The sequence below is a fragment of the Sphingomonas sp. Root241 genome, from assembly GCF_001428865.1.
Classification (GTDB): domain Bacteria; phylum Pseudomonadota; class Alphaproteobacteria; order Sphingomonadales; family Sphingomonadaceae; genus Sphingomonas.
In genome coordinates this window covers 359,397-372,586 of the sequence record NZ_LMIV01000002.1, presented here as the reverse complement: position 1 = coordinate 372,586, position 13,190 = coordinate 359,397, and the positions used below count along the sequence as shown (strand labels likewise).

The following is a 13,190-nucleotide window of genomic DNA, read 5'->3' as shown; positions in this document are numbered from 1 at the left end:
GCTTATCGCGCTGGCGAAGGGCGCGCGCGCCACAGGCCGAGGGCGGGCTGCCGTTGGCGTGGCCCTTCGGGCAAGGGCCGCTCGACTCCCACCGCCGCGAGCGATGTCCCCGGAGCATAATCGCCGCGCGTGAGCGTAAAGACCCGGCGCTGCTGCACAAGCAACGCGCGCGCGCCGGCCGCGTCGACGTGGGGCGCCGAGGCGAGCCCCTCGGCCCAGCGATCGACCGCCCCGGACCGCTCGAGGATTACCAGGCGAAGGCCCGGCGCCTGCCTGCGCAGATAATGGTCCGTCGCCACCGCCATGGCATCGCCCTCGACCAGCACTATCGCGTGCGGATCGATGCGCGCGATAGCCGCGATCTGCCGGGGCCAGGCCTCAGTCTCGCGCTCGGGGAGCCAGCGAAGCAACGCCCCTGCCTGCAATGCGATCAACACCACCACCAATGCCGTCCGTATCGGCGAGGAAAGCCCGGCGAGCGCCACCGCGAGCAGGACCAGCATCGGTCCGGCGGCCCAGAACAAGGTGCGCGGGAGGAACACCGGCAATGCCTGGCTCAGCGCCCAAAGCAGCACCGGCGCCGCGACCGTCAGCACCGCGAGCAGCACCACCGCCGGTCGCCGATCGCGCGCGGCGAACCACGCCGCCCCCGCCAGCCAACCCAGCGCCAGCAACGGCGCGAGCACGACCTTCTCGCTCGCCACATAAAAGGGGAGATAGATCACCGCGGTCATGCCGAGCGCCGAAATCACGTCCGGCCTGGCGATCCAGCTGAACCCGGTGCCGCCGGCCTGGGCCTGCCCGAAGCTGATCCACGCCCACCAGGTCCACAATATCGCGACGATCGCATTGACTGCGATCCAGCGGATCAGCGCGGGCATGTCGCGGCGAAGCAGCCACGCCATTGCGAGATTAATGAGGCCGACGAAAACGATCATCGTGGTGTGCGAATAGAGTGCCACCAGCGCAGCGAGCGCGTAGCCGCAGAGCGGCGCGAGCCGCGGGCGTTCGAGATACGCCACCATCGCCACACAGCCGAACAGACCCGCGGTCTGCGCGAGGATATAGCCGCGGACTTCCTGCGAGAAATCGACATGCGCCGCCGAGGTCGCCAGCAGCAGCGCTGCGATCAGTCCCGCGCGAGTCCCTCCGATGCGCCGCGCCAGCCACCAGCCCGCGGCGATCCCCGCGGTGCCGATCGCCACCGACAGCGCCTGCACGGCGAGGTCGCTTGCGCCGAACAGCGCCATCCAGCCCTTGAGCAGCGTATAATAAAGCGGCGGATTGGCCTCGCGCGCCATCCATCCGCTCCACAGCAATCCGAGCGGCTGGTCGGCGAGGCGGATCGCGGCGATCTCGTCGAACCACAGCGAATAGCCCGCAGTGGCGATGCGCAGCGCGACGGCGAGAAGCAGGATGGGTATGGCGAGCAGGTCTCCCCGATTCCACTCGGCCTTCGCAGCGTTCCGCATCACGACTGCCCTCCCATCCCGACATTGCTGTCGCGACGTGCGTGGGCAGCGTCAAGCGGTTCCGCCTGCTGGTGGCAGACGCACCTGCCCTGTTCTAGACCGGCACCATGTCCACCTTCTCCGGCAAGTCCATCCTCGTCACCGGCGCCGCATCCGGCATCGGTCTCGCAGTCGCCCTTCATTGTGCCGATCACGGCGCCGCGCGGCTGATCCTCGTCGATCGCGATCCGATTTCCGCGGACTTCGCGCATGAGGCGGTAACCGGCGACGTGCGCGACGAAACAATGTGGAACAGGCTCGATCTGGCCGGGCTCGACCATGCGGTGGTCAATGCCGGCGTCGCCGGGGCGGGGACGATCGCCGATATGAGTCTCGATGCCTGGCGGCACATCCTCTCGATCAATCTCGACGGTGCATTCCTGACCCTGCGTGCGGCGATGCGCGCGATGCGCGGGCGCGGCGGATCGATCGTCCTCACTGCCTCCGCAGCCGGCGTGAAGGCCGAGCCCGGCGTCGCCGCTTATGGCGCGTCCAAGGCGGCGCTGATCCACTTGGCAAAGGTCGCCGCGAAGGAAGGCGCGCCGCACGGCATCCGGGTCAACGCCATCGCCCCCGCAGGCGTCGAGACGCCGGTATGGGACGCGATACCGATGTTCGCCGAACGCGCCGCCCAGATCGGCCGCGAGGCCGCCTTTGCCGAGATGGCGGCGACCGCCACGCCGCTCGGCCGCTATGCCAAGCCCGAGGAGATCGCGCGGCAGATCGGCTTCCTGCTCTCCGACCAGAGCGCGCTCGTCACCGGCGCGACCTTGATCAGCGACGGCGGCTACACGCTCTGATTACGAGATCAATATACCGATGGGGTCTCGCCCCTAATCGATCGCTTCGATGCCGGCTGCCTTCAACTGCTCGAGATGGTCCTTCATGTGCTGGAGCTGTTCGGGCGAATGGCCCTGCCATTCCGGGACTTCGCCGATGACGCGCAAGGGGGCCTGGGAGCGATAGGATTTGGTCGGGTTGCCGGGGAATTTCCTGTCGGTGAGATTGGGGTCATCGACGAAGGCGCCGGTGGGTTCGACTTCGTAGATGCGCTCGCGCCCATCACCCTGCGCCAGTTCGGCGCCCCAGATCGCGGCTTCGAGCGTGGCGGAGAAATAGGCCCAGCTCGCCTGCTTGCCGCTGCCGTAATTCGAGCTGTAGCCGGGGCCGATCAGATCGCCGGGGCGGAGATCGGCGCGGGTGCCGTGATAGAAAGGCGGGGTGGCGTCGGCGGCGTAGGTCATGGTTCGCGCATCCTTGCTGTTCCGGGGCAGCGGGTGATGTCGTGGGCGGCCGGGCGGCGGTCAATCCCTGTCGGCGAACTGCACCAGGTCCCAGAGATTGCCGTAGAGATCGCGGAATACCGCGACCTTGCCGTAGGGCTGGAGCACGGGCGGGCGGACCCATTCGACGCCGGCTTGCGTGTAGGCGGTATGGTCGCGATCGAAATCATCGGTGGCGAGGAACAGGAAGACCCGGCCGCCCGCCTGATCGCCCACGAAGCGCGCCTGCTCGGGCGTGGCCGCGCGGGCGAGGAGGATCGTGGTGGCGTTTTCCGGGGCGTTCGGTGGGCGGATGGTGACCCAGCGCTTGTCCTGCTCGGGTTGGTAGCTGTCCTCGACCAGCGTGAAGCCGAGCTTGCCGATGTAGAAGTCAAGCGCTTCGTCATAGTCGCGGACGATCAGGGCGATATGGGCCAGATGGGACATTATCGTGATCCCGCGTTCAGGCGCAGCGGCCATCGCCCGTGCTCGATATGGGTGGTCTTGCCGACCACGCTTTCGACCAGCGCGATCGAGTCGACCGTCCAGCCGATAGGCGCGATCTTCTGGCTACCGAGCCGATCGCCGCGATAGTTGATCGTCACGTGCGGCTCGGGCGTGGTGCCGAGCATCATCGGGGCTTTGCGTTCCAGCAAGTGGCGGACCAGCGACGCCTGGAACGCGCGAGCCTCCGCCAGCGGCGCGCGGGTGCGCAGGGTCACGGCCTTGCGGTTCTCGATCCGGTCGAAGGCGAGCGGGAAGGCGGGACCCTCGAAACTGTCCAGCGCGGCGACGACTTGCGGCAGCCATTCGGGCGGGGCGTAATGGAGATCGAACAGCGACATCAGCGTGGCGTGGAGCAGCTCCGCGCCGCGGCCGGGATCGTTGCGCGGGAGCGCGGTGATCTGCGCCTGCACCTCGGGCGGCGGCTTGGCCATGACATAGAGCGGGTTGCGGGCGCGCATGGAGCGAAGCCTAGCAGAGCGAACGTCAGGCGAAAGGTCACACCAGGGTCACACTGGTCAGGTGCCTTGCCGGCGACGGCTGCGCGGGCGGGCGTCGCTCACCGGATCGAGATGATAGCATAGGTCCGCGAACTCCTCGTCGGTCAGCACGCCGCCTTCGTCGCGCTTCTTCAGCGCGGCGGCCCCCCGCGCATCACGCGCCGCCGCTTGCTCCGCCGCGCGCTCGGCGTCGGACTTCGGCCAGGGCTGTTCGCTGAGGAAGTGCGGCAATTTGCCGTCGGCGATATCGGCGAGTTCCAGTTCGTCCGCAAAGGTCTCGGGATCGAGCAGCGCTTCGGGTGGCGCGGGCAGAGCGGGCTCCATCGCGCGGAGGCTTTCTTCCAGAACCGGCATGGCCGTCCCCTGGGATCCGGCGCCGGGCGCGCGGGCGCTGCCATAGCGTTCGGACTTCAGGTGGCTGAGCAGCCATTTCAACAGGCCATTATCGTGGACGAGGCGGGTGGCGACGACCGCGCCTTCGCGGTTGAGCACTTCCTGCTCGGTGCCCTCGATCACGCGTTCGAAGGCGATGTCCTCGATCAGGCCGCCGGCATGATGGCGCGCCGCATCCCAGGCGCGCGCGAATGCGGCGCCATGCGCGGAGCGGCGGAGGCGATAGGCGGTCTCCCGCGACATGCCGACCGCCCTGGCCGCGACATTGACGAGGCCGGTATCGGCGAGCGTTTCGATGAAGCGGCGCTGCTTCTCCTCGGTCCAGCCGTCGGTGCGCGGGCGGCGGCGGACCGGGACCCAGCGATAGTCGGCGGGGTCATAGGGTGCGGGCGGCGCGCCGTCGTCGTCCTGCACCGCGAGCGCATTGTCGCTTTCGGGGAGCGGCGCGCGATCGGGTGCGGGCGCCGGATCGGTTAGGGGGAAGGGATCGGCGGCACCAGCGGCGCGCGCGAAGGCTGCGGGATCTGATCGCTTGCTCATCTACGAGCTTGGAGCAGACGAAATCCTACATTGGAAGGGGGTTTGTACTTTTTTTGTTCTTTTGCTGATCGGTTCGGTTGTTCGCCAGGGGGCGACGGTTCGGAGGAGCCGTGAGCCGCAGCCGCAGAAGACGCCGATCATCGGCTTCACTTGTGTCGGGAGCGACAAGCCGTGGAAGGCAGAAGCGGCGCGCAGCTTTCGCCACGCCGCGAGTCAGGCGTTGAGTGACGGCGAGAACGCGCTGCTGCCTGTCAAACGCTGGGCGGTGGTAAACCCCTATGACGTGCCGAAGGACGGGAAGCACTGGATCGGCGCGGGTGAGGCGCGGTGGCTGCGGAAGTAGCTCAGCCGACCTTGTGCTCGATCAGGTCGCAGTGCCTGTTCTGCTGGGGAACGGGAGTGTCCTCGACGAGCGTGATGCCGAGCTTGCCGATGCAGAAAGCGAGAGCTTCGTCATAGTCGCGGGCGAGGAGGGCTAGATATGCAAGAATTACTATTACCGCACCACGACTCGTTCTTCAAAAATCACCTCTGCAGCACCCTTTATAACTGAGTATTGCAGAGAGCCGCACACTATATAATATAAATCTCCCAGCGATGAGAAAATGTTCAGATGACTTTCTGATTCTTCCATCTCATGGTAAGGATCAAAAAAATTCATAGGGAAAGCCACATCTCCATGATAAACTCGTGACCTATCGCTATAAATTGCGTTCAATGATTTCTTTAGTATATTTATATCAACGCCATTGAATATTTTTGGCACTCTTTTTTTAATTTTTTCTGATAAGCCGACGGCACTTTCGCAGTAGAATGCATCAAGCGCCCCCATGGCCCATACTATACCATTTAAATGCCCTGTGAAATCTTCGTAAAAACTGTGAGAGAAATACGAGAATGCTCTCTCTACGTTTGTTTTAGGAAGGTCAGACCAAACTCCTCTTAGGGATTTACCCCAAGATAGGCAATCTGTAATCGGAATTGATTTAAGTGGTTTTGATTTATACAACGAGCTATCTTCGTATATCAACTCTAGCCAAGAACCACATGCTGCACCTTCTTCATAGAAATTTTCTGAGTGAACGGCACTAAACCTATTGCTAGCCAACCCCGGTATACCAATGTTAGCTAATGCTATAAATCTTTGAGCAATAGAATTGCTAATTGTACCAAGATATCTCGTCGCTGCCTCGGTGATCTCCGAAGCAGGTAGACCGCTCTTGATCGAATTTTCTCTAGCAGCAGAAAATAATACTTCATCCCATGTGAAATTAAAATTCAAGCACACAAAATCATCAAAATTATACCAATTAGGATGATTCTTTTCATGAAGATGAATTATTTTCTCTGACGGTACGGCCACATTAACAGAAATATTGTCGGGTCTAAGAGGACCGTCTCCGACATACCCCACCAAGTTACCAGAAATCTTACTCCAAGGATTCTCTTGAATCGCCCTTGAAGGATCCGCATCCCAAATGAGATCCCAAGCTCGAACCAAGAAGGAAACTGAAACGAGCATGCTAATGGGGATATGGCTGATCTTGCGTCATACCCTATCCATCCTCTTTCCTGCTTTGCGATGTCAATCATGATTGCATCAGCGGCCATGTAAAGCCGTTGCGAGCCTTTTTTGATTACAGCAAGCGTCACCGCCATGCCGACTTCCGCTCAGCTTCACCGGCAACGACGGCCTCCTATATCTTCTCCCCGGGCAACTTGCTCGCCTGTGTCGCCTAGTCGGTGAAGCGGTCGCCGGGGGCCATGTGTAGCTCGCTGCCGGTTTTTTCGCCTACTCCGTCGGAGCATGCCCATAGAAGCGCAGGATTTCGATCAGGCGATCGATGGTGATGCCTTCTTCCTGATCGATCGCCAGCGGGTGGGTTTCGTCCATGATCCGGAGCGTGGGGCGCTGCCGATCCGGCTGGGGATAGACGTACACGCTCTGCGGCTCGGTGCCGATATAGGTCTCCAGCGTATTGCATAGCCAGCCGGTCCATGGGCCCCAGTCGGGATAGGCGCCGTCGTCGAAACCCTCGAGATACTTGTCGAAATTCTCTCGCGAGAGCGTGGACCAGCAACCGAAGCCGAACTTCTCGCTCAGGCCGTGGACCGGAATCTCCAGCACGGCGCGCACCAGGAAATGCTCGCCGCCGAGCACGCAGAAATCCTCGGACAGGAAATCGCCATCAAGGCGGATGGCGCCATTGGGCTCGCGTTCCTCGGCATGCGGCCAGGGATTCGGTGCGAATGCGGCGAGGGCCATGAGCCCGACATGGAGTTCATCGCAAGTGGCGCAACGCCATGTGCCGGTCAGCCGCTCGGCGAGCGACTTCCGGCGCCGGAACCAGCTCACGCTGCCACCGACAGGGAAATCTTCCCGCACTTCTCATCAACCAACTGGCGCATCTGCCCCCCGACGATTGGTCAATCGTGCTCCCTATGCCCGGCGACAGGCTGAACGGGTCGCGCCAACGGAACGCAAAGCGGGCGGCCGGCGCGTCATGTCCTTCCCGGCCGGACCATCGGCGTCAGGACCGGCGAGGTTTCGGTCTTGATCTCGCCGATGCGTTCGAAGCCGAAGCGTTCGTAGAGCGGTATGTTGCGCGGATTCGAGCTCTCCAGATAGGCGGGGCGGCCATCCGCGTCGATGCGCGCGACAGCGGCTTCCATCAAGGCAGTGCCGAGGCCCTGGCCCTGGCGGGCGGGGTCCGCGGCGATCAGCGGCAGATACCAGTGCGGCTCGTGCAGGTGGAATTCCGCCATCTTCGCGAAGAGGGCGTCCATCTCGGCCATCCGGCTTTCCGGCGTCTGTTCGGCCATGATCGCGGACAGGCGATCACCGTCCGATTCGACCCCGGGGGGCAGCCAGGTCGCGACCGCCGCGCCGTCATCCGCCACGAAGGCGGTGCCGTGATCGAAGGCCGCGCCGCCGAAGGCGTCGAAGAACTCGGTGCGCCGATCGAGATAGACCGCCGCGTCCGGCGAGGCCCAGCGCGCCATCGGATCAGCGGAAAAGCCGAGCACGATGGTCTGCAGCAGTCGCGCCTTGTCCTCCGGCTTGCCGATGGTGATCCTTGCCATGCCCTCTCCGTTCGGTTGACGCTCAGTCGTGCTCCCGCCCGCCGGCCCCCATATACAGCTCGCTCCCCGTTTCCTTGAACACCTTGCTCATCTCTTCCATGCCCTTGAGTGCGGCGGCCTTGCTGGCGGCGGCGGTTTCGGCGCCGGTGGGGCCGGTGGCGAGGAAGCCTTCGACGCCCTGGTTCGCCTTGTTGGCGAAGGCGCGGACTTCCTGCGAAATCTGCATCGAGCAGAATTTGGGGCCGCACATCGAGCAGAAATGCGCGGTCTTGGCGCCTTCGGCCGGCAGGGTCTGGTCGTGATATTCCTCGGCGGTGTCGGGATCGAGCGACAGGTTGAACTGGTCGCGCCAGCGGAACTCGAAGCGCGCCTTTGACAGGGCATTGTCGCGGACCTGCGCGGCGGGGTGGCCCTTGGCGAGATCGGCGGCGTGGGCGGCGAGCTTGTAGGTCACCACGCCGACCTTGACGTCGTCGCGGTCGGGGAGGCCGAGATGCTCCTTGGGGGTGACGTAGCAGAGCATCGCGGTGCCGTACCAGCCGATCATCGCGGCGCCGATGCCGCTGGTGATATGGTCATAGCCGGGCGCGATATCGGTGGTGAGCGGCCCGAGCGTATAGAAGGGCGCCTCGCCGCAGACCTCGAGCTGCTTGTCCATATTCTCCTTGATCTTGTGCATCGGCACATGGCCGGGCCCCTCGATCATCACCTGGACGTCCTGCTTCCAGGCGCGGTGAGTGAGCTCGCCGAGCGTGTAGAGCTCGCTGAACTGGGCTTCGTCGTTGGCGTCGGCGATCGAGCCGGGGCGCAGGCCGTCGCCGAGCGAATAGGCGATGTCGTACGCCTTCATGATCTCGGTGATCTCGTCGAAGCGCTCGTAGAGGAAGCTCTCCTTGTGGTGCGCGAGGCACCATTTCGCCATGATCGAGCCGCCGCGCGAGACGATGCCGGTGACGCGCTTGGCGGCCATCGGGATGTAGCCGAGGCGGACGCCGGCATGGATGGTGAAATAGTCGACGCCCTGTTCGGCCTGCTCGATCAAAGTGTCGCGGAAGATCTCCCAGGTCAGGTCCTCGGCGACGCCGCCGACCTTTTCGAGCGCCTGGTAGATGGGGACGGTGCCGATCGGGACGGGCGAGTTGCGCAGGATCCATTCGCGGGTGTCGTGGATGTTGCGGCCCGTCGAGAGGTCCATCACCGTGTCCGCGCCCCAGCGGATCGACCAGACCATCTTGTCGACTTCGGCGGCGACGTTCGAGGCGACGGCGCTGTTGCCGATGTTCGCGTTGATCTTGACGAGGAAGTTGCGGCCGATCGCCATCGGTTCGCTCTCGGGGTGGTTGATGTTGTTGGGGATGATCGCGCGGCCCCTCGCGATCTCATCGCGAACAAACTCGGGGGTGACATAATCGGGGATCGCGGCGCCGAAGGACTCGCCGTCGCGCGCATATTCGGCGAGGCGCTCGCGGCCGAGATTCTCGCGGACCGCGACATATTCCATCTCGGGGGTGATGATGCCGCGGCGGGCATAATGCATCTGGCTGACGTTCGCGCCGGGCTTGGCGCGCAGGGGGCGCTTGATCACGTTGGGGAAGGGCTCGACGCCGCCGCTGCGATCGGGGCCGAGCTGGCCGTTATCCTCGGGGCGGATCTCGCGGGCCTGGACCTGCTCGACATCGCCGCGGCCGAGGATCCAGTCGCGGCGAAGCGCGGGGAGGCCGGCCTTGATGTCGATGCGGGCTTCGGGATCGGTGTACGGGCCCGACGTGTCGTAGACGCGGACGGGGGGCTCGCCCGAGGTCGGATCGAGGTGGATCTCGCGCATCTTCACGCCGAGCGGGCCGACATGGATTTTGCGCGAGCCGCGAATCGGGCCGGTGGTGACGCCGATTTCGGTCTTGGCGGGGATGTCGGCCATTCGTCTTCTCCAATTGGGGAGAGGACGGTCCGGTGGCGGGGCCGCTCCCTCCCTACGCCGGTGCCCATCTACCAGGAATGGGGCGGATCAGGTTCAGCGGGTCGAGGGCTCCTGCCCTCCTCTCAAGCGCGGTGCGGCGCTCCCCCGGGGATGGGGCCGTCTTAGGCGCGGCGGCGGGGAAGGGAAAGAACGAAAAGAGCGCCCGGTCTTGCGACGGGCGCCCTCTGTCTTGTCGGCGGAACTGCCACGGATCCCCGACCCCCGGCTTCACGCACGGGGGGAAACCGCGTGCGGATTCCGATACAGGGGCGGGTGCGCCCCTGCGACCTTACTTGATCTTGGCTTCCTTGAACTCGACATGCTTGCGCACGACGGGATCGTACTTGCGGAAGGAGAACTTCTCGGTCTGGGTGCGCGGATTCTTCTTCGTGACGTAGAAGAAACCCGTGTCCGCCGTGCTGACGAGCTTGATCTTGACAGTGGTCGGCTTGGCCATGACCCGAAACCCTTGAATCGTTCGAAAAGAAATAGCGGCGCGCGCAGGCGCACCGCTGTCAGGCCGCGGCGGATGCGCGAATCGTGTGGAAAAGTCAAGAAGGCGATGCGGCCGCGCGTGACATCTAGTGGCGCTGCTTCGCCTCCGCGTCGATCTTCGCGCCGAGCGCGGCCATGCGCTGCTGCATCCCAGTCATCGCATCGGTCATCATCGAACGCTGGACGGCCAGGAAATCCGGGTCGGCCATGACCGTAGGCGCCAACGTGACATAAGCGTGCCCCGCGGGCGTCTGGAAGAAGGCGTCGATGGCCTGCAGCTGATCGAGCGTGAAGCGCCGCGCATACGCACGGGCCATCGCGTCGAACATCGCCGGCATCGATGCCTTCATCGTGGCGATCGAATGTTCGAACTCGTCCTTCATGAACGTCTCGATCGTCGCCACCAGCTTCGGATTCTCGGCCTTGGCGGTTTCGAACTTCGGCCCGCTGAGTACCGCGCCGCGGATATTCTCCATCATCGGCCGCACCATCTGCTCGACCATCGAATCGCGCTGGGCGGCAGGCATGATCCGGTCGATGAGCGCTTGGGCGGCGGCGAGGCGCGCAGGCTCGGGGGCCGCGGCCGGGGCCGGCGCGGTCTGCGCATTCGCCGACGCCAGGGGCGACAGGACAAGAACGAGTGCGCCTGCAAGCAACCGAAGCATATTCACTCCCATTCGCACCGTGCGATGGGCGATGCTTACGCGCCTGCCGCCGCGCCTGCCAGCGCCCTTGGCATTTCGATTGTCGAGGCCGGGGCGATGCGGCGATAAGGCGTGGATGGAAGCGCTCGTTCCCGCCTTTGTGCTGGCACTGCTGGCACAGCCCGGCGACCGGCCGGCGTTGCTCACGGCGATCCTCGCCGACCGGTTTCGCCGGCCGTTGCTGGTGGCGCTCGCCGCGGGATTGGCGCACGGGATCGGCAGCGTGGTCGCCGCATTGGCGGGCGGGGCACTGACGCTCACGCCTGAGGCGCGGTCGCTGCTGCTCGCGGTCGCATTGGTGGCGGGGGGCGTGACTGGGCTGTGGCGGACGGCGCTGCCCAGCCGGCTCGAGCGCTGGCATTTCGGGCCGTTCCTCACGCCGCTGGCGGGCTTGTTCGTGCTCGCTTTGGGCGAGCAGACGCAATTCTTCACCTTCGCGCTGGCCGCTTCCGGCATGCCGTGGTTCGCCGGCGCCGGATCGACACTGGGGGCATTGGTGGTGGCGGTGGCCGCGGCTTTGCTCGGCGAGGCGCGCTGGACCGCGCTGCCGCTGCGCTGGCTCCGTCTCGGCGCGGCTGCGATCTTCCTCGTCGCCGGGGTGGTGATCGCCCTCAATGCGCTGGACCTGCTCGGCTGATCGGCGGCGGCGATCTTTCTCATCGAAAATAGCCGTGGCAGCGCGTGGAGCCGATCCTATATGCCCATCGTTGGGCTCACGTATCGTTTTCGGAGGACATGATGGCAGATACAAAGGCGGCGCTTCAGACGCCCACGGACCTCAATCGCAACGACACGAAGAGCGTGGCGGACGCATTGAACAGCGCGTTGGCCGATTGCTTCGCGCTCTATTTCAAGACCAAGAATTTCCACTGGCACGTCTCGGGCCCGCATTTCCGCGACTATCACCTGCTGCTCGACGACCAAGCGGCGCAGGTTTACGGCGTGACCGACGCGATCGCCGAGCGCGTGCGCAAGACCGGCAACGTCACCCTCCGCTCGATCGGCGACATCGCGCGCCGCCAGACGATCAAGGACAATGACCAGGAGTTCGTGGCGCCCGGCGACATGCTCGCCGAGCTGCGCGACGACAATCTCAAGCTGGTCGAGAGCTTCCGCGCGGTGAAGCAGGCCGCCGAGGATGCCGGCGACAACGCCACCTCGGGCATCGTGGACGAATGGACCGATCAGGCCGAGGAACGCGCCTGGTTCCTGTTCGAGGCCAGCCGCAAGGGCTGAGCTTCGCGATCCGAGATAGCAAAAGGGCCGGGAAGCGATCCCCGGCCCTTTTGTTTGTCACCGTTCGCCCTGAGCCTGTCGAAGGGCGCCGAGCCCACAGGCTGTCGCTTGCGGCGGTGCTTCGACAGGCTCAGCACGAACGAGGAGGGAGCCGCCTCTCCGGCGCGTTACTTGATCGCGGCGAGGTCGGTTTCGACCTTCTTGAGCATCTCGTCGGTGAGCTTGCCGTCGGACATCGGCTGGACCGCGCGCAGGCTCATGCCCTTGAACATGTCGTAGGACGGATGGGTGGTCACGCCGGGCAGATCGGCGTCGAGCACCGCCTTGGCCTTGGCGTCGGCGACGAGCGCCTCGATCGGGGTGTCGAGGCTGAACTTCGCCGTGGCGGCAGGGGCTGCGGCGGGAGCAGGAGCAGCGGCAGGCGCGGTCTGGGCGAAGGCGCCGGGCGCGAGGAATGCGAGCGCGGCGGCGGCCGGAACGATAAGCTTCATAGGTGCGGAACCCTCTTCCCAAGGCCGGGCATGCTGCTCGGCGGAGCAAGCTTAACCGCAACTTCGTGGCAGCGCCATTGCAGCGCCTGAGCGACTCGACATTGCCGCGGCCTGTGGCAGTCTGGCCCTCGAAGAACCAGCGGAAGGACGTGCGTCATGTATGTCTGCGGCCTCGTGATCCCGGTGCCTGCGGAACACCTCGAAGCCTATCGCCGATGGGCCGAGAACGGCGCCGCCTTCTTCAAGGAATATGGCTGTATCGAAATCGTCGAAAGCTGGGAGGATTTCGTGCCGGAGGGGAAGCAGACCGACTTTCGCCGTGCCGTCGCGGCGCAAGCGGGCGAGAAGATCGTCTTCAGCTGGCAGATCTGGCCGGACAAGGCGTTCTTCGAAGCCGCCGAGGCCAGGATGCACGAGGATCCGCGGATGGACAGCGCCGGCGATCCGCCCTTCGATGCCCGGCGGCTGATCCTCGGCTGCTTCGAGCCGATCGTCACGATGGGCAGGGGCTGA

General features: G+C 64.6%; 17 protein-coding genes. 5 read left to right on the top strand and 12 right to left on the bottom strand.

The genetic code is table 11. From position 1 onward, the window contains the following. Positions 1-2 precede the first annotated feature (2 nt). Positions 3-1,472 (bottom strand): glycosyltransferase family 39 protein, encoded by a 1,470-nt coding sequence (locus ASE13_RS20350; RefSeq protein WP_056616154.1) that lies wholly within the window; start codon positions 1,470-1,472, stop codon positions 3-5. Between the two features lie 107 nt (positions 1,473-1,579). Between ASE13_RS20350 and ASE13_RS12415 the strand changes: the two genes are divergently transcribed. Beyond that, complete coding sequence (locus tag ASE13_RS12415) at positions 1,580-2,311, top strand: SDR family NAD(P)-dependent oxidoreductase (protein ID WP_056616151.1); 732 nt, start codon at positions 1,580-1,582, stop codon at positions 2,309-2,311. A 33-nt stretch (positions 2,312-2,344) separates the two neighbouring features. Here ASE13_RS12415 and arr read toward each other — a convergent pair whose 3' ends face one another. From arr to ASE13_RS12395, 4 genes are read right to left on the bottom strand one after another with little or no spacing between them, the layout of a single operon-like run. Beyond that, positions 2,345-2,755, bottom strand: coding sequence for an NAD(+)--rifampin ADP-ribosyltransferase (gene arr, locus ASE13_RS12410; protein WP_056616148.1), 411 nt, complete (start codon positions 2,753-2,755; stop codon positions 2,345-2,347). A 60-nt stretch (positions 2,756-2,815) separates the two neighbouring features. After that, positions 2,816-3,220, bottom strand: a complete 405-nt coding sequence (locus tag ASE13_RS12405) for a VOC family protein (RefSeq protein ID WP_235536957.1) — start codon at positions 3,218-3,220, stop codon at positions 2,816-2,818. Then, positions 3,220-3,738, bottom strand: a complete 519-nt coding sequence (locus tag ASE13_RS12400; RefSeq protein ID WP_056616138.1) for a 2'-5' RNA ligase family protein — start codon at positions 3,736-3,738, stop codon at positions 3,220-3,222. The genes ASE13_RS12405 and ASE13_RS12400 overlap by 1 nt, the downstream gene beginning before the upstream one ends. A gap of 57 nt (positions 3,739-3,795) precedes the next feature. Beyond that, entirely contained in the window at positions 3,796-4,710 is a 915-nt protein-coding gene (locus ASE13_RS12395) for a hypothetical protein (RefSeq protein WP_056616135.1), read from the bottom strand. On the opposite strand from ASE13_RS12395, the gene ASE13_RS12390 reads away from it, so the two are divergent. Next, the gene (locus tag ASE13_RS12390; RefSeq protein WP_056616132.1) at positions 4,703-5,053 is read left to right on the top strand and encodes a hypothetical protein; all 351 of its coding nucleotides are present in this window, start codon (positions 4,703-4,705) and stop codon (positions 5,051-5,053) included. The two genes, ASE13_RS12395 and ASE13_RS12390, sit on opposite strands and share 8 nt — an antisense overlap. 153 nt (positions 5,054-5,206) lie before the next feature. On the opposite strand, the gene ASE13_RS19875 is transcribed toward ASE13_RS12390, so the two are convergent. From ASE13_RS19875 to ASE13_RS12365, 6 genes are all read right to left on the bottom strand, one after another. Next, positions 5,207-6,232, bottom strand: coding sequence for a hypothetical protein (locus tag ASE13_RS19875; RefSeq protein WP_156404873.1), 1,026 nt, complete (start codon positions 6,230-6,232; stop codon positions 5,207-5,209). Between the two features lie 270 nt (positions 6,233-6,502). Then, on the bottom strand, positions 6,503-7,066 hold the full coding sequence (locus ASE13_RS12385) for a DUF2199 domain-containing protein (protein WP_056616129.1): 564 nt from the start codon (positions 7,064-7,066) through the stop codon (positions 6,503-6,505). A gap of 146 nt (positions 7,067-7,212) precedes the next feature. Next, complete coding sequence (locus ASE13_RS12380; RefSeq protein WP_056616126.1) at positions 7,213-7,794, bottom strand: GNAT family N-acetyltransferase; 582 nt, start codon at positions 7,792-7,794, stop codon at positions 7,213-7,215. Between the two features lie 22 nt (positions 7,795-7,816). Further along, positions 7,817-9,712 carry a phosphomethylpyrimidine synthase ThiC gene (gene thiC / locus ASE13_RS12375; RefSeq protein WP_056616123.1) on the bottom strand — a complete coding sequence of 632 codons (1,896 nt, stop codon included), beginning with the start codon at positions 9,710-9,712 and terminating at the stop codon, positions 7,817-7,819. Between the two features lie 328 nt (positions 9,713-10,040). Beyond that, positions 10,041-10,208, bottom strand: a complete 168-nt coding sequence (rpmG, locus tag ASE13_RS12370) for a 50S ribosomal protein L33 (RefSeq protein WP_025560997.1) — start codon at positions 10,206-10,208, stop codon at positions 10,041-10,043. A gap of 124 nt (positions 10,209-10,332) precedes the next feature. Then, positions 10,333-10,911, bottom strand: a complete 579-nt coding sequence (locus ASE13_RS12365; protein ID WP_162254692.1) for a DUF2059 domain-containing protein — start codon at positions 10,909-10,911, stop codon at positions 10,333-10,335. 115 nt (positions 10,912-11,026) lie between these two features. On the opposite strand from ASE13_RS12365, the gene ASE13_RS12360 reads away from it, so the two are divergent. Next, the gene (locus tag ASE13_RS12360) at positions 11,027-11,587 is read left to right on the top strand and encodes a TMEM165/GDT1 family protein (RefSeq protein ID WP_056616115.1); all 561 of its coding nucleotides are present in this window, start codon (positions 11,027-11,029) and stop codon (positions 11,585-11,587) included. 101 nt (positions 11,588-11,688) lie between these two features. Further along, positions 11,689-12,186 (top strand): Dps family protein, encoded by a 498-nt coding sequence (locus ASE13_RS12355; protein ID WP_056617738.1) that lies wholly within the window; start codon positions 11,689-11,691, stop codon positions 12,184-12,186. A 167-nt stretch (positions 12,187-12,353) separates the two neighbouring features. Here ASE13_RS12355 and ASE13_RS12350 read toward each other — a convergent pair whose 3' ends face one another. Beyond that, positions 12,354-12,677, bottom strand: a complete 324-nt coding sequence (locus ASE13_RS12350) for a hypothetical protein (RefSeq protein WP_056616112.1) — start codon at positions 12,675-12,677, stop codon at positions 12,354-12,356. A 156-nt stretch (positions 12,678-12,833) separates the two neighbouring features. Between ASE13_RS12350 and ASE13_RS12345 the strand changes: the two genes are divergently transcribed. Then, positions 12,834-13,190: a DUF1428 domain-containing protein gene (locus tag ASE13_RS12345; RefSeq protein ID WP_056616110.1), complete on the top strand. Its 357-nt coding sequence runs from the start codon at positions 12,834-12,836 to the stop codon at positions 13,188-13,190.

Excerpts from the sequence above, each read along its gene's own strand:
- arr (WP_056616148.1), bottom strand. The coding sequence starts at position 2,755 with ATGACCTACGCCGCCGACGCCACCCCGCCTTTCTATCACGGCACCCGC.
- ASE13_RS12415 (WP_056616151.1), top strand. The coding sequence starts at position 1,580 with ATGTCCACCTTCTCCGGCAAGTCCATCCTCGTCACCGGCGCCGCATCC.
- rpmG (WP_025560997.1), bottom strand. The coding sequence starts at position 10,208 with ATGGCCAAGCCGACCACTGTCAAGATCAAGCTCGTCAGCACGGCGGAC.
- ASE13_RS12395 (WP_056616135.1), bottom strand. The coding sequence starts at position 4,710 with ATGAGCAAGCGATCAGATCCCGCAGCCTTCGCGCGCGCCGCTGGTGCC.
- ASE13_RS12400 (WP_056616138.1), bottom strand. The coding sequence starts at position 3,738 with ATGCGCGCCCGCAACCCGCTCTATGTCATGGCCAAGCCGCCGCCCGAG.
- ASE13_RS19875 (WP_156404873.1), bottom strand. The coding sequence starts at position 6,232 with ATGCTCGTTTCAGTTTCCTTCTTGGTTCGAGCTTGGGATCTCATTTGG.
- ASE13_RS12365 (WP_162254692.1), bottom strand. The coding sequence starts at position 10,911 with ATGCTTCGGTTGCTTGCAGGCGCACTCGTTCTTGTCCTGTCGCCCCTG.
- ASE13_RS20350 (WP_056616154.1), bottom strand. The coding sequence starts at position 1,472 with ATGCGGAACGCTGCGAAGGCCGAGTGGAATCGGGGAGACCTGCTCGCC.
- ASE13_RS12380 (WP_056616126.1), bottom strand. The coding sequence starts at position 7,794 with ATGGCAAGGATCACCATCGGCAAGCCGGAGGACAAGGCGCGACTGCTG.
- ASE13_RS12355 (WP_056617738.1), top strand. The coding sequence starts at position 11,689 with ATGGCAGATACAAAGGCGGCGCTTCAGACGCCCACGGACCTCAATCGC.
- ASE13_RS12350 (WP_056616112.1), bottom strand. The coding sequence starts at position 12,677 with ATGAAGCTTATCGTTCCGGCCGCCGCCGCGCTCGCATTCCTCGCGCCC.
- thiC (WP_056616123.1), bottom strand. The coding sequence starts at position 9,712 with ATGGCCGACATCCCCGCCAAGACCGAAATCGGCGTCACCACCGGCCCG.
- ASE13_RS12360 (WP_056616115.1), top strand. The coding sequence starts at position 11,027 with ATGGAAGCGCTCGTTCCCGCCTTTGTGCTGGCACTGCTGGCACAGCCC.
- ASE13_RS12345 (WP_056616110.1), top strand. The coding sequence starts at position 12,834 with ATGTATGTCTGCGGCCTCGTGATCCCGGTGCCTGCGGAACACCTCGAA.
- ASE13_RS12405 (WP_235536957.1), bottom strand. The coding sequence starts at position 3,220 with ATGTCCCATCTGGCCCATATCGCCCTGATCGTCCGCGACTATGACGAA.